Raw genomic sequence first — 19522 nt, forward strand, 5'->3', positions numbered from 1 at the left:
AGTTAATTTAAGTATAGCAGCGAGCAAATAGAAACATTTTCATCATTTGCATACTCATTTTTTTAACAATTTAAAATCTTATCGAAAAAATTAAACACCTTGACACCGAAGCTGGCGCACTGTAGAAATTGAAACAATAAAGGATAGAGAAGGAGAAATTATGGAAGAAAAACTAGAGCTCCATCGCCAAGAAATAAACAAAGTAACTCAGCCAATTTTTACCCGTCTTGATCACTATGGTACGGTCATGTTGGAAATAAGGAAATTACTAAAGGACTACTTTTTTAATGAAGGACGAACACAAAAACTCACCGAAGTGGCTCATGGAGAAGAACAAGTTTTTAGCTTCAACCTGGTTCGTGAAGCGATGGAACAATGCCTTGTCGAAGAACATATATTAGCGAAAACCGCAGAAGAAATTAACAATTCAGCAGGACATCCAAACCTTGTCGCAGCTTTTGATACCCACGTATCAAAAAGTGGCTTACCGTTAGAGTTTCACAAGCAAGAGGGTACATATTACTTTAAACCTGAAAAAAACTATACTCCTGAAGCCCAAGCTTTTATGCGACAATTTGCTTATGCTTTGGGTGCTTACCGAGTATGTTTGGGGATTGGCGAGATCTATTTTGCTATCTATAGCCACAAAAGCATACAAACGAAGCAGCTTCAAAATCACATTGACTCAGCGCATTATTTGAAACAACAAGTAAATGAAGAAGTCGATTTAATTTTGCTATATAAACAAGTAAAAACAATAAAAAAAGAAATCACGGGTTTGCTGCGAGCGGCGAAAGTACATGAAGGATTAACTCAATTTGAAAACGATATTGATTTCTTCAAAAGAAAACTGGTTGACCTATTAGAGTCTGGCGCTGTTCATTTACAAAATTGCTATACAGAATTTCCTAACAATCCCATCTTATGGATGCTACATGATCGCAGCTGGCATGCGTTACTCAAGACTCTTTCGGGACTACTCTATGCAGATCAATATACCTACTCTACTTTATATGGCACATTGACGATTAAGAAAGAGTTTACTGGTCTTATCAAAACTGAAATAGATCAGTTTGAAGCTACAAACTTAACCCAAATACCTTTGCTTAAAATCGAACTATTAAGAAAAGCAGCAAAACTTATTGCTGAAACAAAAGTCGATATACAGGCAAAGCTTGCTGAAAAAGGGATTGAGTTGATTGAAGCACCTACCGTAGGCATGTTTTCTACAACGCTCTCTAGTGTTTATGGAGTAATGCTTGCCTATCACCAAAAACAATTAACAGGTATTAATGCAGCAAAAGATGAATTATTTGACACGGATGAAGAATCGAATCAGGATATTCCATCATTAAATGCTTCTCCATAATAATAAAAATTCCCATAAAGGAGACTCTTTCGGAGTCTCTTTATTTTCCTAGACACCATTGAATAGGAAGAAGAGTACGGGTAAAAAGTTCGTACATCGCAGCTCCCTAAAAAGCCCTTTTTCAACAGCATAGAACTGATATTTAATACTCGCATCACCTCATTACAGTTTGCTTGCGTTAATTAAAAGTTCTCCTGCAAAAAGAACATCACTCATCCCCTTCTCTTAATTGAGCAAAATATAATCGTCTATACTATTAAAAAAACCAAATGAGTTTATTTGGATCATGAGAGAAAGAATTGAGGCTATTTCCAAACAACTATCAGAACTTGGCATTAAGCACCAAAGTGAATTGCCTCAGGACTATGATCATGACTTAATGCAACGAGCGGCTTATATTGAGCAGTTAAATCACGTGGCATACGACGCTATCGAAGCGCAATATGCTCAATTTAACCCTCAAGCATCTAAAGATGAGCAAATTATATTTTCCCAAAAAATTCTTGCGATAAAAAACATCTTGAGGGACTTACAAGTTGTCCATAATGACTTAACAGAAAATTTATATGCAAGTTCAGCGCTCTATATTCATGATGAACAAGAAATTGCATTAAACCCTCAATACATTCTTCCAGAGTTAAAAGAGAAAGAACCTAAAGAAATCGTACGAGCCAATTTTTATCAACTCCTTGCTAATATAAGTAAAAATAATTCACTAAATAAAAAGGAATTTAATTATGTTAACTCTCTATTAATGCAACTGGCTTCCAGACCCGAAGGAATAAAGTTGATTGTAAAACTAAATTATTTACTGACTACTAAAGACGCCCAATTAATATTAAAGCCCAGCAATAATTTTGAATGCTCAATGGCTGCAGGTGGACTCGCAAAAACCAGTCCAGAATATGCCAGAAAATCGATAACATCCGAGCAAGATTTTAAAGCGATTTTTAAAAGAGAGACCGTTCGCGGAACCGGTACGGCACGAGTGAACATTGGTGTAGATTATCACTATAATGATAAAATTTCCGCCTTAAATTTAGAAGTATATGCTTCACCTGGCAAAGGACTAACGGATATTGGCCCACCCTTTATTTTATTAGGTCATGAGCTGATTCACGCCCTGCACAATCTTACTGGCAAAGCGAGGCATAATTTTGCGCCTTTTTTCCATGGGCCAAAATATACTGATGACCCCTTAATGCAAGCCTTATATCCTACAAACTCCATGTATAGTTATGGGCCGTCAGCTGAGGAGTATTGGACCATTGAAGGGGGAACTCTTTGTGAAAATTCGCTTCGCAAAGAACATGGATTATCTAATAGAACCGGCCATATCAGCGCAGAGCAAGGTAGTAAAGCAATTCGAGATCTTTACTATCTAGGTTTAGCTCGAAGTTATTCCGAATCTGATTTGGAAAACTTTGCAAGTTACATCACTAAGGTCGATACGGAAGAAGACCTCAGCCAAGAGGATCAAATCATTGGACGAGTGCTACAGCTTGAACAATTTAATTATTTGACTTATTCCTTAGCTAATCTAATGGACTTAAGTAAAATCACTTCTTATACACTCAAAAGAATGGAAAAAATCGTCGAACAATTGAAAAATCCAACAGATGGGTCAAACGATGAAGACACTTTACACGATTTATTAATGAATGTACCGCCTAAAATAGCTCAGTTACTTATCGCCGTTGCACGTAGTAAAGAACTAGATAGCGATGAAGAAATCGATACTAAAACTCTTAATGAGATATTACCTAACCTTCAAAGAATTAATGAAATGCTAAAGTCCTTAGACGTACCCAAGGACTTCCTAATTGCCTTTAATGAGTTCGCTCAAAATATGGAAACAAAATCAACTAAACCTCATTATTCCTTATAAACATTCTAGGCAAACTATAGATCGGGGGGGGAATGGTTACAAAATTGCATAAACTCATAGACAGATAGTGGTTTGGAGAAAAAATAGCCTTGAATAAATTCAACATTTTTTTGCTTTAAATAATCGTATTGAGCCCGCTTTTCAACTCCCTCAGCAACAAGTCTTAAATTCAAACTTTTAGCCATCACAATAATATGCTCGGTCACATTACTGATGACCGACTCCATTCCTAAACTTTCAATAAATGTTTTATCTATTTTTAGTACATCCAAGGGTAAATTCTGTAAATAAGATAAACTGGAAAATCCTGTACCAAAATCATCAATCACCACGACATATCCCAATTCTCGTGCTCGAATAATAATTTTTTTTGCTTTCTCTGCTTCTAAAAAAGTGCGCTCTGTAAGTTCTATCCAAATTTGATTTCTTGCTATCTTACTTTTTGCTATCTTCGATTCCAACTGTTCAAAAATCCTGCCGGTATAGAGATCTTCACTCCATACATTAATAGAAATATGTAATTTCTTATTTTGCGCAAGAAAATTTGCCATTTCGCGAAAGACGATATCAATCACGCGTTCTGTTATCAATGAAGTAACTCCGATTTCCTCTGCATAAGAGATGAATAGATCAGGCCGTATCACCTGGCCATTAGGACGTTGCCATCTTACTAAAGCCTCGGCACCAAAACATTCACCAGATGCGGAATGAACCATGGGTTGATACTGTACAAATAACTCATTATTTTTTAATGCTTCATTCAACTCTGATTTAAAAGACAAACGTTTCTGTGAATAATAGATAACCAAGCCTACAATAAACGCAGCGGTGATAAATCCTAATGGTAATAAGATGTATTGCAGCCTTTTATAACTCTGATTCACGAACGATTCAGGTTCTGATGCAATAAAGTAAAATGGACCATACTGATTAATAGATATCATTCGTCCATCAAGAAGAATTACTTGATTTTTTTCCAGGTTTTTTGCAGGCTTTAGACGTTCTTTTCCATGGAACAGTTCATAATACTTACTCAAATTATCATGACTCAATTTATTGATTATTATTTTAAGTAAGTAAGGCTCAATATCATTCTGCTCAGTGATTATTTTCCCATTGTAAATAATAGCCAACCATGTTTCGCGGGGTACAATAATGTCAGAGAAGCGTTTCGGATCCACAAAAACATCATAGTTTCCTTTTTTGCGCACAGTAATTAGAGATGCTTTAGGGTCAACTGATAATAGTGTAATGACACCTACCTCTAAACCATCCGGTAGAGTTAAATCCGTTTTAGAACGACGAATTTTTGTATGGGGGACCCCACACCCTCTACAAAGCTCCACACCATGTTTAAAATAAGAAATACCCTTAATATCTATTTTTGCTTCTGCAGCTTCTCGCATCCATTGGATATGTTCTGGCGAGCAGGCTGAAACTAATTTATGACCTTCAAGTGACGAAAGTACCTCTCGAGTTTGATTTAGCGTATCTTTTGCGCGGATGAGCATTCGGCTAGTATATTCATATAGAGTTTGACTCTCTTGATTAAACGCCAATAACCATGCAAAAAAAAGTGCCCCGATCATGGGCAAAATTGCCCCAATAATCGCCAAGAACACTGCGGTACCAATTATCCTTATCCGGCGCATCCTTTCTCCCAATTAAGGGCACCTACTAAAATTGAAGTTTTTCAGCACCTATTTTTAGTTGGCTCCTGCCAAGTTTTAAGAACTCATTGAGTTTTGTATTTTAACACTTGGATCCAATTGTTCTGGTTTATCATTTTCTCTATTATTGTTCATTTTGTCTTTAAAACTCTTAGTCTTTTCAACACCCTTAGTTATGATATTATCATCAAAAATCGAGGCCACTTTTAAAAAAAACTCAGATATTTTTCTTAAAACTCGGGGTAATTTGTGCTTTAGGCTTGAAGCAAAGTGTAAATCAACCTTATCTTGCAGTGCGTCGTCATTCTCAATTCTATGAACCAGTACATTACAAAATTTTTTCAGCTGATCTTTTCTCATCAATTTATGGGACGGGTCCATACTCTGGATTTCCTTATCGAGTAATGACACTAAATTATAAATATCTTTCTTATATAAAATAACCTCGCTGAGATGTCGAACTTTTTCTTTTCCTTCGTCCTCAAGTCTATTATTGACCACCTCTAACAATCTGCTTCGAAGTCCATAGGTAAAAGCTCCGCCTTTAGGTATCCCGGTAATCTCACTTAATACTCTAATTAAATCCTTTGCTTTAAAATTAAATTCTGTATTTTGCTCTACCAACTCCGCTATATCTTTTGGGATTTTTATGTCATCAAGTACTAAACAACACCCAAGCTCTAGGCTTTCATAGATTATTTCTCGATCCGTGCGACTGTGCGCCGCCTCCACATTCGCTAAAAGCCCTCTTATCTTATCCCATTGGCCTGTTTGTGCGTACAATGGCATTAATTGCCGTTGAACCTCAATATTATCTTGAGTTCCAAGATGTTCTAAAGCCACAATTTTCTGGGTACGACTATGTAAATGATGAATCCGGTCAAACTCTGCTTTAATCTCCAGGTTAACTATAGGAATAATAGATATTTTTGAAGGCATCATCAGTGCTTTTTCTTTAGGTAACTCCTCGATCGCATCTTGAATTTCTTTGGCTGCTTTATACCAAGTTATTCCATTCCCATGCTTAAAAGCCTGTTTCAATAATTTATTAATTTTTTCATATCCAGGGGTATCTTCGATGATATTCTTTACATACAAACAATATACTTCAGGAGAACAATACGTGTTACGTTGTAAATCATCTATCTCTCGAGTGCGAGCACGGAACATAAAATTCATGTAGGGGTCTTGGCCAACAACCGCTGTGCCCACAAGTCCTATATTCTTTTTCCATACATCAAAGGGGATGGAGGCGGATTGTTCGCGCCCCCAAGTCAAAATGCGGACATTTACCTTATCATTTTGTTCATCATACTCAATATTTCTAATAATAAAAAAATGACCATCCATAAAGCGTTGCACTAGATTTTGACTCTTGGGCTCCCCTTCCTCTGGGTCGAGTATATATGAAGCAAGACTTCCTGTACCTGCAAAACCAACCATATAACCATCCTGGATGAGGAATTGTAATTGCTTTATTGCTTCCCGATTATGGATAGGAATATTTTGCACATGGTGATAACCTGCTTGTTTCATCCAACGATTTATTTCCTGATGAGTCGTAACACCGAACAGCTGTTTGGCCAGCTCTGCACCTTCTGCACTATAGCGAACAATTGAATTTTCCGAAGAGCGTATCCCATTTAAAATGACATGATCGACATCACGAATCGTATCGTCCTGGGCACTTCTTTTATTTGCAACCGCATCAGTGACCTCAATGCGCAACACCCCTTCTTTGCCAGCAAACTCTTTAAGATCGCACACCCCCTTAGAGGCAAGCTCCGATACTATTTGTACGTATTTCAATGGATTAAATAAAGCGATATTGTGTACAAATGCATTGACGCCACAGACCTGCTCATCTCGTTGATTGATATAACGGGGATCCAATACCCGCATCATCATTTGGAGAGCAAGTAAATTACGATCAAAATTTTTAAATTTAAGTGGGTCCAGGTTATTTAAAAAGTTATCATAACTATACGCTTCATAATCACACTTTACTGATTGCAACAAGGGGAATTCTTCGAGGATTTGTTTAATTGCTTCTTGTTCGCCTGTTAGAAACGCAAAAGCTTCCAGCTGTTTTGCTACTATATATATTTGAGGATTGTTTTTATCGTACCAATCACTTTGCGTTTCTCGAAGATGCTCTTGAAATTTTTCCAATAAAACTTTTGCCAAATTTTTCACATACACAGGAGATAAAGGAGCATCTTCTTCGTTTTGACAAATATGCGTAACATTATCTAAAACAAGTAAATAATCCTGATAGGAAGTGGCCTTCTTTCCATTGATGATCGCATCAAATGTGACTTGGCCATTCGCACCATAATCTAAAAATTCTGATAGTGAAAATCCCATGTGATCCTCAAATAAAAACTGTTTTTATCAATGAGCGAACACCTGAAATGTATTCGATTTTGAAGAAAATGTATTATTTTTTCATCAGATTAAAAATACCAGATTGCTCTACTCGTCACTTATAATCTTAGTATAGTTGAACATTTGTGTTTAAAATCATTTAATACGGATGAGAAGCACTGCTGGTTTTTATATTCTTGCATTTAATGGATTATCTTTAAAAAAGGATACAACAATTGGCACTGGTTGCCTTCTCCCTAGTTTGATGCGCAAAATAATGATTTAGATTTTTTTTGTCCAACCGTTCAGGATAAGTAAACTCCTTGTCACTTAATAAGTGATTCAGCCATGAAGCGTTCATATTGAGAGACGAATTATAGAATGTACAGAGGTCTGTTTCAGTTAGGGAAAAAATCGTACCTATCCATGGATCGAGCAAAAAATCTTTTGTGATAACCACAGTATGTTCAATGTCTTCAATATCATAAATAAATGCGGGAATTTTTTGTTGTCGTAGTAATGCAGCTAAATAGAACGCTTGATGTTCACAGTTCCCCGTCCTACATTCAGACATTGTATATTTTATGGGAGCTCGCGCATCAAGAAAATTAATTTTCTTAGTCTCAATATATTGTGAAACTTTAAACAGAAAAGATCGAAGCTTGCCCATTTCCTGCAGCGCAATGAAACTATTTTCGTTATATTGAGCCATTCGCTGGGGACAAATTTTTGTTGTTAATTGATTAATAACTAATGCAGAAGTACTCGCAACACACACGCTCATGGTTGCCTCTAGTGCCTTACGTAACACCATATAATATTCATTTGGTGGATCAACCGTCTTTTTTTCATCTTTGAAAAATTTAACCATATCAATCTCCCTTTGAATGAATACAGTAGTTCAATTGCAACAAATTTTAAATAGGACTGGGTAATAATCAAATCATCTCGACCAATTAATGAGCTTTTTACATATATTTTGAGTATCAAAACGTGAATTTTTTTACTCAAGAAAATAACTTTTACTGAAGCTCACAATGAGTTAATATTAAGCACAATGATTATCTTAACTATTTTCATAACGTTCATTTTGAGCTCTATTTTTTCTTGAGCCAATTGAGTAATTCGTTATGAAAACTTCATAAAAAATATATTTATAATAAGGACATATATATCGCGTTTAGAACAATAGGCTGTTGTAATTGAACAATGCAATTATCTTTCTTCAGCCTATCATTTTGACATTAGTGCTTTTGAAAACATGCTGTGAACGGAAAAATGGATGTCCTCGAACACATAATAAAATTTGAGGATTTTTCTAGCTAACTAAAGAAGAGAGGGATAATGGGCATTTTTAAGGATATGACAGACCGTTATTGTCAAAAAATATTGGAAACCTATCAAACGCAAGCAGACGAAAAAACGTATAAAGGCAAAGAAGCAAAGCTATTGGTTGAACGGAATGAATTTGCCAAATGTTTAATCAAAAAAATAAAAGAAATTGAAGTTAAAGATAATGATTATCTTGACTATTTTGATCGCATTGTAAAAGAAATTAACTCGCAGAAGAAAGAGGTAAAGACTGCGGTTAAAGAATACAATAAAGAAAATAAGACGGAATTCACTACGGATCTCTACGAAAGTCTTTTTCATAATGGCTTAGTCAATTTTATTAGTGCCTTACGCAATCTATTTGAAAGTAGCCCTGCGCTTGTTACAGACATTAAAGATAAATCGTTATTTAGCACCAAGGGAGATGTCCCCTGGGTGTGTCAATTTTCAGCTGTTTTGTATGAATATATTCTTGAAAGAGAATTTGAGTTTGCGGTCGATAAAGTGGATAGAGATATTTTTGATGCAAAAAAACAATTGATCTTTAAGTACATCCAAAGCGTAGGAGACCTCTGTTCTCGCTTTGACAAGAAGGAAGATGATACTAGCTATCAGGAGTTGATGAAGGCATTATTAAAAAGTATGCGTTCGGAAGAACAAAAAATACAACGACGCCAATCAGAAGGAAATACAACAAGTTATAGTGTCATGTCTTATTTTTATAAGGCCTCTGAACAAATAGTAGGGAAGAATCAATTAGGACAAAAAATCGAGCTTTTAGTGAGCGAATTTGATGGAAGAGCGGAAAAGGGATTAGTGTGTAAATAATCCCTGGTTATGCTCCTTCAATAACATCCATTCTGGAGTTTTATTCGCTTTTTAGGTGTTGCTGCAAAAAATCATACGCTTTTCGTGCATACACAAGTGGAGGCGCTTTGGCAGGATCCTGTTCCGCTTCCACGATCATCCAACCGGAATATTGATGTTTTTGCAGCATCTTAATAATCGAAGCAAAATCAATAGCGCCATCTCCAGGAACGGTAAATACCCCAGCACGTACGGCGTCCATAAAGTTCATATGATCACTCTTAACTCGGTTAAGCACTTCAGCACGAATATCCTTTAAGTGAACATACAAAATGCGCTCATAATATTTATTAATTAAATCAAGCGAATCAATATCAGCAAAAGCTGCATGTCCGGTATCAAGCAATAAAGAAAGCAATTGAGGGCTAGTGTTTTCCATTAAATAATCGATTTCATGCTCATAAAAAACTCCCGTACCTGCATGGTAGTGATAAACAAGCCGCATATTAAAATCATGAGCAATACGGCCAATGGCATGCAATCCCTGAATCAGTTTTCCCCACTGAGCCTCACTAAATTCGGGCTTATGCGGACTTAAAATAGGTAGTTCTGTTCCTTGAATCGCATGTCCACATTCACATACATTGATAAACGATGCCCCCACTGCTTTCATGAAACTTAAATGCTCCATAAATCGCGATAAAGTCTGTTCATACTGTGTAGGCTCAGTAAAAAAAGTACTGAACCAAGCACTCGATAACTGCAATCCCCGCTCATTTAACGCTTTTTTTAAAACAGAAGCTTCACGAGGATACTTATTACCTAGCTCAGTTCCCACATAACCTGCTTCAGACATTTCACTAATGCATTGTTCAAAACTAATTTCTTTACCTAATTCAGGATCATCATCATTGCACCAATTGATTGGGGCTATTCCCAGTTTTATCCTCATACATCGTTTCCTTAATATTCTCTAACCAGTTTTAATTGTTCTTGCATCGCGTGATGTGCCTTACTCACTTCTTCAGAGTTCGAAATTTCTGCAACTGCGACACGCCACCATGTTTGATAACCATTACTCATCGTTTTAGGTAGGGTCGGCACTACAATCACCGAAGAATTTTTTTCATTACGCGCCGCATTCATGGCGACAGTCAATTGTTCATAAGCATCTACAAAAAAAGTTTTAGCCCCTAGTCCTTCTGCATACTTACAAAAATCAATCGGTAAATACTCTCCGGATAACTTATTGGTTTTAGCCTCTCGAAAGCGAAACTCATTCCCAAAGCCTTGGCTACCCTGACTTTCCTGTAAGTTTCTAATACATTGAAAACCATGATTATCGAAAATGATAATGGTCATTTTTTTATGTTCTTGAATGCTCGTTAGCAGTTCTGAATGCATCATCAAAAAGCTGCCATCGCCCACCAAAACATACACCTCACCCGGTGTCTTTTCTTTAGCTAACCGTACCCCTAAACCCGCCGCGACTTCGTAACCCATGCACGAATAAGCATATTCCAGATGATAATCTTTAGGTGTTTTGGATTTCCAAAGACGATGCAAATCACCGGGTAAACTACCTGCAGCACAGATGATGACATCATCTTCCGTCACTATCTCATTTAATAAACCGAGAACTTTAACTTGGGATAAACCACCTTCTGCAGTATGAGGCGAAGTACAAATGCGTTTTAATTCCTGCTGCCATTCATTTTGATAATGCTGCACCTGTTGCTGGTATTCTTGGGATGTTTTATACGCCCCCAATTTCTTTCCTAATTGCTCTAAGCCTGTTTTTGCATCTCCTTTCAACATCAACCCATTCATTTTGATTGCATCAAAACGAGAAACATTGAGATGAATAATTTGGCACTCTTTATTTTTAAAACCCCATTTAGACGCAGTAGTAAAATCTTGCAAACGTGAGCCAATCACTAAAATCACATCGGCTTGCGCGGCGAGCGCATTGGCTACTTCAGAACCCGTAACACCTACTCCGCCCACATTCATGGAATGGCGTGCTGGCAAAGCACTTTTCCCAGCCTGAGTTTCAGCAACAGGGATTTTGTGATGTTCAGCAAATTGTGATAAAACATCTGCCGCCAATGAGTAATGCACGCCTCCTCCAGCAATAATGAAGGGCTTTTGGGCTTTAAGAAGAAGTTGCGCTGCTTCCTCAAGCGCACGTTCACTCACCGGGGCTCTATCAATATGCCAAAAACGTTTTTCAAAAAAAGAATCGTCATAATCATAGGCTTCAGACTGCACATCCTGCGGTAAACATAAAGTGACTGCACCTGTTTCGACAGGATCAGTAAGCACCCTCATTGCATTGAGACACGCCGTCATCAATTGCTCTGGGCGAGTGATACGGTCCCAATATTTACTAACCGGTTTGAAGCAATCATTAACAGATAGAGTATAGTCATGTGAGGCCTCAAGTTGTTGTAATACCGGATCCGGTTGTCTGCAACTGAATATGTCTCCTGGCAATAACAATAAAGGAATTCTATTGGTTGTTGCGGTAGCCGCTGCCGTAATCATATTGGTCGCACCTGGACCTATAGAAGAAGTACAAGCAAAAATACTTAATCTATTTTTTTGTTTCGCATAAGCTGTCGCTGCATGCGCCATTCCTTGTTCGTTATGTCCCTGATAATAAGTCAAACCATAATTATCGTATTCAAGGGCTTCACCTAATCCTGTCACATTGCCATGTCCAAAAATTCCAAATACACCTGCAACAAACTGATGTGATTTACCATCCAACACGACATATTGATTTGCTAAAAATCGCAATAAGGCCTGAGCCATTGTCAATCTAATCTTCATAAAAACCACCCTTTAAGATTATTATTTTTTCCACACTCTATTATTTGCTTTACGTGTTCGCGTCCATTCATGTTCTTTGATGAACGTTGGTGTCGTATAAGGGTTATCTTTTAAATGACGAATAAACCAAAGCGTATAAAGAGCATATCCTGGAGCCGCACAATGAGCATGGGTCTGACCGTTCGCAATTCGATAGGTATCATAATTTTCGATACGTAAAACCTCGTTTCCATTTTCACCAAATGCATAGCCTTGTGGTTCTGAAAAACGATAATGATAGATTTCCGGCTGATCGTGATAATGGGAGGGATAACTTGACCACCGCCCTTGGAAGGTAATAATTTCGCCAACAACCAAATTTGACTCAGGTCTGTTGCGCTTATCAAATACAGTCCTTACGATGCGATACGAACTATCGTCTAAAATGTCTTTTCCTCGATTATCCAACTCCAAAAGATTGGACTGATTAAATAATAAAGGAGCAAATGAAGCATCATTCTCTGTTTCAATCAAGAGAATTTCACAATAAGTCAACGCCTCAACAACAGCTGTTTGGCCTGAGGGGCAATGCAAGACAATAGGTTCTTGAGAAAAATAATCGTAGCGGGCTGCACGCTGGCTTTGTTGTGCAAAATGGAACTCCACACATCCCGTCATTAATAGCGCCGCAAACTCATAGTGCTCATTGAAGAAGTATTTTTCTCCCGCAGCCAATTTAATCGAGCTAAAATTCATACTGTCATTTGATAAAGGATTTATAGTGACAATCGAATTGAATCCTCTAGTAAACCCTTGTGGATTCTTAATAAGCAACTGAGGAAGCGGCGCCTTCTTTTGGTGTAATTCTGCTAAACGAGCGCTGTTCCAAATTTGCGGATGCTCATCAAAATGTTGAATAAAATATTCTAACTCTTCTTTATAGGGAATGGCGGGGGCACAACCATGTCGCGTGACAACTAAAGCACCACTGGCATTTGCATAAGTAGTAGCAAGTTCCCAGGATCTTCCTCGTAGAAGAGCCGATAAAAGACCCGCCATAAATCCATCCCCAGCACCCAGTACATTAAGTATCTCAACAGGAAACGGTTTCGTTGGTAGGTTCTTGCTGCTGTGAGCAAAATTAACTTCACAACCTTTTGCACCTTGTTTTATCACTACAGGCGCTTGAGTTAAGTCCCTTATTTTCTTTAAGGCGCGATCAACCTCATCACATCCACCAGCAATACAAATTTCCTCTTCCGTACCCACAATTAAATCACACAAAGGCAAAATGCGTTGGTAGGTTCTACTTACGTTTTGGCTCTGGAGGTATCGTGTTTCTCCATCGCCCAATGTGGTTAATCCCCAAAGAACCGGACGATAATCCAGATCGAGAACTACTGCCGTTTCGGCTTGTCGTGCAAGTTGGGTAACTTCTTCAGTAGTTTGCAGCATGGCCTTTGTGGATAAACCGGTGCCGGTAATTAAAAGAGCTTTTGCCTGCTGCAATACATTTTGGCTTATTTGATGCGACTTAATTTGCATATCCGCACAATCATTGCGATAAAACATCAAAGGAAATTCATGAGGTGGCTTAATCCCGAGCAATACAAGGCCAGTCAAATGCTGAGCGGTTTCCTGCAATAAATCCGTATTGACCCCCTCACTTTCAAGCTCTTTTTTTAAAAAACGCCCCATCTCATCCTGGCCAATACAAGACAACATCATGCAGTTTAGGCCAAGGCGGGCCGCGCCTACAGCGATATTCCCCGCGCAGCCACCTAAGTATTTTTTAAAACTCTGGGCCTCGCTAAGTGCAATGCCAATTTGTTCCGCATAAAGATCGACTGCCACACGCCCCATACAAATCAAATCTACAGATCTGGTTGCATCAAAATAAAATGATGGATGAATCATGCCGTCCTCAACTCAAAAAAACAGGTAATTTAGTTACGAGCGATTGTTTCGCTGCTTGAGCTATGCGTAAAGCATACAACCCATCTCTTCCAGACACCGGGCTGGGTTGATTATGTCGCCAGGCATCATAAAACGAACTTAATTCTGCTCTAAACGCCTGATGATAACGCTCAAGGAAAAAATATTCCGGATTGGCTTGTTCGGTAAACGTACTGGCATAATGCATCACTGAATGTTTCAATTGATTATTTGCCAGCAACATTCCTTCTTTGCCAAAGACTTCAATTCGTTGATCATATCCATACACAGCCTGACGACTGTTATCGATTACTCCCAAAGCACCATTGGCAAAACGCATTTGGATGATTGCGGTATCCACATCATCCAATGCTTCAAAATCAGGATTAATTAGGACTGCTCCTGTTGCATACACCTCAACCACTTCGGACTGGGTTAAGAAACGCGCCATATCAAAATCATGAATGGTCATATCCATAAACATACCGCCAGAGGTAGCACAATACTCTTTAGGAGGACAAGCTGGATCCCTAGAGGTGATCTTAACCAGATGAACTGCTCCAATTTCACCGGCTTGGACCTGTTTTTGCAGATGGGCAAAACTGGGATCGAAACGTCGATTAAAACCCAGCTGTAATAAGGTATTATTTGCTTGAACTGTGTGTAACGCGTCCAAAATTTCTTCTTCATGCAAACCAATTGGTTTTTCACAAAATATCGCTTTACCTGCCTCACTTGCAGCTTTAATCTGCTCCACATGGAGATTCGAAGGTGATGCAATCAGAATCGCATCCAAATTCGGATGAAACAGTACTTGCTCAAAATGAGTATATTGGCCCGCAATCGATAATTTATCGGCCCACGCTTGATTCAAAAAGGGATCTGCAATGGCTTGTAACTCAAATTGTGGTAAATAATTTTTGATATTTTCTGCATGGAGTTTCCCGATTCGTCCCGCGCCAATGATTCCTATACGACATTTTCGTTGCTGATTTTCATTATCCATTTTTAATCTCTCACTAATTCAAATTCATTTGTTTTTATGGCTGATACTGGCTTGCCAATGTCTCTGATTTTTTTACCCGCTCGCAAATTTTTTTCTATTTTTTCTAAAGAAACTCCGGTTGTTTCAGGTACAAAATGATAAATAAAGAAAAAGGCCACTAAGCATAATGAACCAAATAAAGCAAAAGTAAGCACTTCTCCTAAATTTTGGTAAATCGCCAAAAAGGATATAGAAACTACAAAGTTAGCGCCCCATTGCGCCACAGTGGCAATGCTCATTGCCAGGCCTCGTACCGATAAAGGATAGATCTCTGAGATTAAAACCCAAAATAAAGATCCGACACTAATACAATAACCCATCACATAAATGGATAATGCGCCCAATATCCAGAATTTTTGACCTGGTAATGGTGTGTTAAATAACAAGCAAACTACAAAAAGACTCAATGCAGCGATCATTGTTCCGCTTAACAATAAGAAGCGTCGACCTAATCTATCGATATAAAATAAAGTCAGTAACGTAAATAAAAAATTAACAGCGCCCATACAAAAAGTGGCCAAAATAGCATTAGTAACTGGATAAAAACCTGCCGTTTCAAAGATAACCGGCCCGTAATACATTACGGCATTAATTCCCGAGAATTGCTGAAACACTCCTAAAGCAATGCCCACTGCAAGAACAAAAATAATTGGCGCTTTGGATAATAAATTCTTATGCGGGTGAGTTTGTTTTAAATTACCCTGAATTTCATCAACTTCTTTTTGAATGTCATAACCTGAAGGGCGGATACGCTTCAATAGCTGTAGCGTTTTATTTACTCCATGTCTCTTCATGATCCAACGTGGCGAATGAGGAACAAAATGCATCCCAGTAAATAAAATCAAGGCAGGAATACTTCCCATTCCAAATAACAATCGCCAACTGTTTGTGGAATAATCATGAAGGAAATAACCAATTAAATAAGCTATAGCTTGACCAAAGGTAATCGTTAATCCATTAATCAGAACCAACGCCCCCCTTCTATTAGGCGGAGCAATTTCCGCAATAAACAATGGAGCAATATAAGAAGCAACTCCGATACAAATACCGATTATGAATCGACCTACTAATAACACGATGAAATCATCGGTGAGCGCACAAAGAGCAGTCCCCAAAATAAAGCCCATCGCCACGGTTTTTAGTAAGAAGCGCCGACTTAGCCTGTCAGCAAAGAAACCACTTAAAGGAATACCAAGAACACAACCTAAGATACTAATGCTTACTATTTGAGACCATTGCCACTCAGAAAGAGATAATTGGGCCATAACTTGATCTTTGACATCCGCAATGACACTGGAATCAAAACCAAATAAAAACCCTCCAAATCCAGCAATTAGGGCTATAAAAAAAATAAATGAATTAACTCCATCATTCATGGTAACACTTTCCTTAGCTTATCCTTAATCGTTGCTGATGTTATCACCCTCCATACTGAATAAACAGATGCTCATAACACGAATAATGGGTATTTTTATAGCAAATCCATCCGTATACAGATTTTTAAAAGTCCCCAATTTGTCATGGATTTATAATTTTTATGATATAATGAACACCTTTAATTCTTTTAATTCATCATGCTAAAAAAAACCGAAATCGAACGAGCAGAAAAAGTTAAACTTTCTCCTGTTCAAAATACAGGGGATTGTGGCTATCATGTAGTCGTCATTGGGCTCTTTTATTTAGCACTTAAAGCCGCGGCGGATGAGAAAATAGTATCGACGCTTAACTCCAGTGAACTGCTCACGAAGCTTTTAGCAGCCCAGCCAAGCTCTATAACAGGCTGTCTTGCTAAACCATTTAAAACAAATCAAGAATGCTTATTAAGTTACTTAGATGCAATGACTGCAAAAGGCTTTGATCAACTTACTTTTAGTGAGATTTTATCTAATTTTACTTTGCAATTAAAACAAGTTAATTCCAGCTCCGATTGGCTACAAGAACGCGTTAAAAATGAAATTAAAAGCGGCTTATGGTTAGAAGTAAATCGAGCTTGGGAAAAGTTATCTTCATTCAAAAATATAATGAAGAAAATTCAAATAAAATCAGATGAGTTGTATCAACAAGCAACTAAAGAAAAAAGCAGTAAAATGGATACTGATTCCTTATATGCAGTTATCTTTCAAGCCCAAATCGAAGCGTGCAATGCGTTAAGCGAAGAAGAGTTGACCGCTTCAGCGCAAGAAGTGATTACTCATTTTTATACAGTAGACGCACCCAAAGCCTGGGTAGACAGCGAGTTTCTCAAACGCTTAGTGACCAATTTATTGGGAACATCCACACTCATGTTTGATCTAAATGGAGCCGAAATAACTGGGGAAGGACCAAGTGATTGTCATTGGTACATCAAACTTCCAAATGATGAATACACGAAACAATTGATTTCAATTTATAAATCAGGCTATCACTCCGGACTTACTATCGTTTTACCGGGAACCAAACTTGAGGTAAGTTTATCAAGTTATAGCTCCCTTTTTAAACCCGAAATCAAAAGTTATCCTAACGATTTCGAAGGATATTCCATATTCAACTATAACTAGCGAACATTATGTCGGAAAACCTTTATCACTTTTTATCGACGTTCCATGCTCCTCAATTTTCTCCATTTTGCCACCAACTGTTGATTTTTTAGCGCCCTTAAAAGACAAATCAGAATGAATCAGTGAGGATACGGACGCCTTTTGTTTTTTTAATTCAAGCTCTTTTTCAACTTTATTGATTTTTTCATTTATATCGACAATTGACTTTCGAGTCATACTCAGCTCAGTGAACTCTGGAAAACTCTTATCATCAATGGAAATAATAGGCATTAACACTTCATCTATGGTTTCTTGGCTTGGCGGTTCTTTATCAAAGAGACTTAAAGCTGAAAGTCCGAACAGTACGTCTTCTGAAAAAGATGAATCAAGATGCTTAGCATAAAGACCTGAAGCAGTTTCTTTAAATTTAGCAATTAATTTTTTTTGTACTTTAAGTAAATCATAGTGCTCATGCTTTAAAGCAGATAAATCGTTTAGTCCTTTTTCTTTGACACGATATACTTCAAGTTCGATAAGATATTTGCTCGAACCTGAATTTACGAGTTTCAATAGAGAATCAGTAGTCGTATCTTTAGGAACATCGATGTACCAATGCGTGCTTGAAGGCCCAGTACTCGTGATTTCAATTTTACTAGGATCAAAGAATAAATTCTCAGCCATCGGAAACATTTGTTCCGAAAAATATTTTAAAAATTCCGCATCTAACCAGGCTTTCTCAGAACCAGGACCATAATATTTTTGAACCACGGCTTTCGCCATATCCTCCAATACCGAATCACTTAATCCTTTAAAAATTTCAAGTGTGGCCTGGAATCTTAGTTCACCTGCTTGCTCTGGGCTCACATTCTTGCCATTTGCAAGTTCTGCCATTCTATCTAAAATTTTTACATTTAAACGTCTAAATGGCGGCAGATCCATCCATTTTTGATTATCAATTACCCATGCTCCCTCTTTAAGCATGGTTTTAAAATATTCGGTTCCCCAATCAGACTCAACAAGTGCACGGCGCACACCATTACTAAATTCAGTCAAGACCTCTTTCAAAGTAAGGCTATCCCAACCTGGTTCACCCAGTTTTTCGAGCACATTTTCAAGAGTACTTACGTTGTCAGAACCCATTACTTTATTTACCTGGGGCATATTAGTAAAAATTGTTTTGAGAACTGCACTTTGATTTATCAATGCTGCCAATTCTATATTTGTTTTAGCTTGCATTCCAAGATGTAATAAACCAACGCATAAGGCATAGTAACCACAATCGCCAGCATCATAAGGGGGTTCAAGTTTGGAACGTCTTCGAGCAGAATCACTATCGATTCGTAGTTTAATTTTCATAGCATGACTTATATTGGCAATTACTTGATCAAATTATAGTACAATTAGACAATTTGACTTTTCCCACCATTTTTACCCAAAGAATAGGTATGCGAAATAAAGGAATACGTGATTGCTTATGCGGGATTTTTTGGGTTATCCAGGACTGAGTGATTCCCACTCGTCTTTTGATTACCCCAAGATTACAATAGAGACGGCTCTATTGATTAATTTTTCAATATTTATGGACAAGGAAAAGCACATGATTGCGAATAAATTATTTAAACTAATTATCCTGATTGTTTATCTCTGTATGACACTATTCTTACTAAGTTCCTGTGCGAACTCTAACTCACAAAATAATGGTATCGGTGAAGAATACGGTGCAAGCGATCGAGCATGGTATTAGGACAAAATTTGATCTCCATTGCGAGTCAGGTCAAA

14 protein-coding genes are annotated in these 19522 nt (G+C 37.7%); 5 read left to right on the top strand and 9 right to left on the bottom strand.

The window, feature by feature from the left end; genetic code table 11:
- Positions 1–160 precede the first annotated feature (160 nt).
- Entirely contained in the window at positions 161–1369 is a 1209-nt protein-coding gene (locus ACWTEW_RS33050; RefSeq protein WP_454782217.1) for a hypothetical protein, read from the top strand.
- 286 nt (positions 1370–1655) lie between these two features.
- Complete coding sequence (locus ACWTEW_RS33055; protein ID WP_454782218.1) at positions 1656–3257, top strand: type III secretion system effector protein; 1602 nt, start codon at positions 1656–1658, stop codon at positions 3255–3257.
- Between the two features lie 14 nt (positions 3258–3271).
- Here ACWTEW_RS33055 and ACWTEW_RS33060 read toward each other — a convergent pair whose 3' ends face one another.
- From ACWTEW_RS33060 to ACWTEW_RS33070, 3 genes are all read right to left on the bottom strand, one after another.
- Positions 3272–4909, bottom strand: a complete 1638-nt coding sequence (locus tag ACWTEW_RS33060; protein WP_454782219.1) for an EAL domain-containing protein — start codon at positions 4907–4909, stop codon at positions 3272–3274.
- Positions 4910–4984: 75 nt separating this feature from the next.
- The gene (locus ACWTEW_RS33065) at positions 4985–7294 is read right to left on the bottom strand and encodes a hypothetical protein (RefSeq protein WP_454782220.1); all 2310 of its coding nucleotides are present in this window, start codon (positions 7292–7294) and stop codon (positions 4985–4987) included.
- A gap of 217 nt (positions 7295–7511) precedes the next feature.
- Positions 7512–8165, bottom strand: coding sequence for a hypothetical protein (locus ACWTEW_RS33070; RefSeq protein ID WP_454782221.1), 654 nt, complete (start codon positions 8163–8165; stop codon positions 7512–7514).
- Between the two features lie 473 nt (positions 8166–8638).
- Between ACWTEW_RS33070 and ACWTEW_RS33075 the strand changes: the two genes are divergently transcribed.
- The gene (locus tag ACWTEW_RS33075; RefSeq protein WP_454782222.1) at positions 8639–9454 is read left to right on the top strand and encodes a hypothetical protein; all 816 of its coding nucleotides are present in this window, start codon (positions 8639–8641) and stop codon (positions 9452–9454) included.
- Positions 9455–9494: 40 nt separating this feature from the next.
- Here ACWTEW_RS33075 and iolE read toward each other — a convergent pair whose 3' ends face one another.
- Genes iolE through ACWTEW_RS33100 form a run of 5 tightly spaced genes read right to left on the bottom strand, consistent with a single transcriptional unit; the run spans position 9495 to position 16603 of the window.
- Positions 9495–10385 carry a myo-inosose-2 dehydratase gene (gene iolE, locus ACWTEW_RS33080; RefSeq protein WP_454782223.1) on the bottom strand — a complete coding sequence of 297 codons (891 nt, stop codon included), beginning with the start codon at positions 10383–10385 and terminating at the stop codon, positions 9495–9497.
- Between the two features lie 11 nt (positions 10386–10396).
- The gene (gene iolD / locus ACWTEW_RS33085; protein WP_454782224.1) at positions 10397–12268 is read right to left on the bottom strand and encodes a 3D-(3,5/4)-trihydroxycyclohexane-1,2-dione acylhydrolase (decyclizing); all 1872 of its coding nucleotides are present in this window, start codon (positions 12266–12268) and stop codon (positions 10397–10399) included.
- A gap of 21 nt (positions 12269–12289) precedes the next feature.
- Positions 12290–14164: a 5-dehydro-2-deoxygluconokinase gene (gene iolC, locus ACWTEW_RS33090; RefSeq protein WP_454782225.1), complete on the bottom strand. Its 1875-nt coding sequence runs from the start codon at positions 14162–14164 to the stop codon at positions 12290–12292.
- A 7-nt stretch (positions 14165–14171) separates the two neighbouring features.
- Positions 14172–15188: an inositol 2-dehydrogenase gene (gene iolG / locus ACWTEW_RS33095; RefSeq protein WP_454782226.1), complete on the bottom strand. Its 1017-nt coding sequence runs from the start codon at positions 15186–15188 to the stop codon at positions 14172–14174.
- 2 nt (positions 15189–15190) lie between these two features.
- Entirely contained in the window at positions 15191–16603 is a 1413-nt protein-coding gene (locus tag ACWTEW_RS33100; RefSeq protein WP_454782227.1) for a sugar porter family MFS transporter, read from the bottom strand.
- Between the two features lie 198 nt (positions 16604–16801).
- Between ACWTEW_RS33100 and ACWTEW_RS33105 the strand changes: the two genes are divergently transcribed.
- Complete coding sequence (locus tag ACWTEW_RS33105; RefSeq protein WP_454782228.1) at positions 16802–17764, top strand: hypothetical protein; 963 nt, start codon at positions 16802–16804, stop codon at positions 17762–17764.
- A gap of 6 nt (positions 17765–17770) precedes the next feature.
- Here the strand turns inward: ACWTEW_RS33105 and ACWTEW_RS33110 are convergent, their stop codons facing one another.
- On the bottom strand, positions 17771–19099 hold the full coding sequence (locus ACWTEW_RS33110) for a hypothetical protein (RefSeq protein WP_454782229.1): 1329 nt from the start codon (positions 19097–19099) through the stop codon (positions 17771–17773).
- Positions 19100–19340: 241 nt separating this feature from the next.
- Here ACWTEW_RS33110 and ACWTEW_RS33115 point away from each other — a divergent pair, with 241 nt between their 5' ends.
- A complete protein-coding gene (locus ACWTEW_RS33115; protein ID WP_483099569.1) occupies positions 19341–19487 on the top strand; it encodes a hypothetical protein in 147 nt (48 codons plus the stop codon).
- Positions 19488–19522: the final 35 nt, after the last annotated feature.

It is taken from the genome of Legionella stuttgartensis (assembly GCF_977063405.2).

Coding starts and splice junctions, on each gene's coding strand:
- ACWTEW_RS33050 (WP_454782217.1), top strand. CDS start 161: ATGGAAGAAAAACTAGAGCTCCATCGCCAAGAAATAAACAAAGTAACT.
- ACWTEW_RS33055 (WP_454782218.1), top strand. CDS start 1,656: ATGAGAGAAAGAATTGAGGCTATTTCCAAACAACTATCAGAACTTGGC.
- ACWTEW_RS33060 (WP_454782219.1), bottom strand. CDS start 4,909: ATGCGCCGGATAAGGATAATTGGTACCGCAGTGTTCTTGGCGATTATT.
- ACWTEW_RS33065 (WP_454782220.1), bottom strand. CDS start 7,294: ATGGGATTTTCACTATCAGAATTTTTAGATTATGGTGCGAATGGCCAA.
- ACWTEW_RS33070 (WP_454782221.1), bottom strand. CDS start 8,165: ATGGTTAAATTTTTCAAAGATGAAAAAAAGACGGTTGATCCACCAAAT.
- ACWTEW_RS33075 (WP_454782222.1), top strand. CDS start 8,639: ATGGGCATTTTTAAGGATATGACAGACCGTTATTGTCAAAAAATATTG.
- iolE (WP_454782223.1), bottom strand. CDS start 10,385: ATGAGGATAAAACTGGGAATAGCCCCAATCAATTGGTGCAATGATGAT.
- iolD (WP_454782224.1), bottom strand. CDS start 12,268: ATGAAGATTAGATTGACAATGGCTCAGGCCTTATTGCGATTTTTAGCA.
- iolC (WP_454782225.1), bottom strand. CDS start 14,164: ATGATTCATCCATCATTTTATTTTGATGCAACCAGATCTGTAGATTTG.
- iolG (WP_454782226.1), bottom strand. CDS start 15,188: ATGGATAATGAAAATCAGCAACGAAAATGTCGTATAGGAATCATTGGC.
- ACWTEW_RS33100 (WP_454782227.1), bottom strand. CDS start 16,603: ATGAATGATGGAGTTAATTCATTTATTTTTTTTATAGCCCTAATTGCT.
- ACWTEW_RS33105 (WP_454782228.1), top strand. CDS start 16,802: ATGCTAAAAAAAACCGAAATCGAACGAGCAGAAAAAGTTAAACTTTCT.
- ACWTEW_RS33110 (WP_454782229.1), bottom strand. CDS start 19,099: ATGAAAATTAAACTACGAATCGATAGTGATTCTGCTCGAAGACGTTCC.
- ACWTEW_RS33115 (WP_483099569.1), top strand. CDS start 19,341: ATGATTGCGAATAAATTATTTAAACTAATTATCCTGATTGTTTATCTC.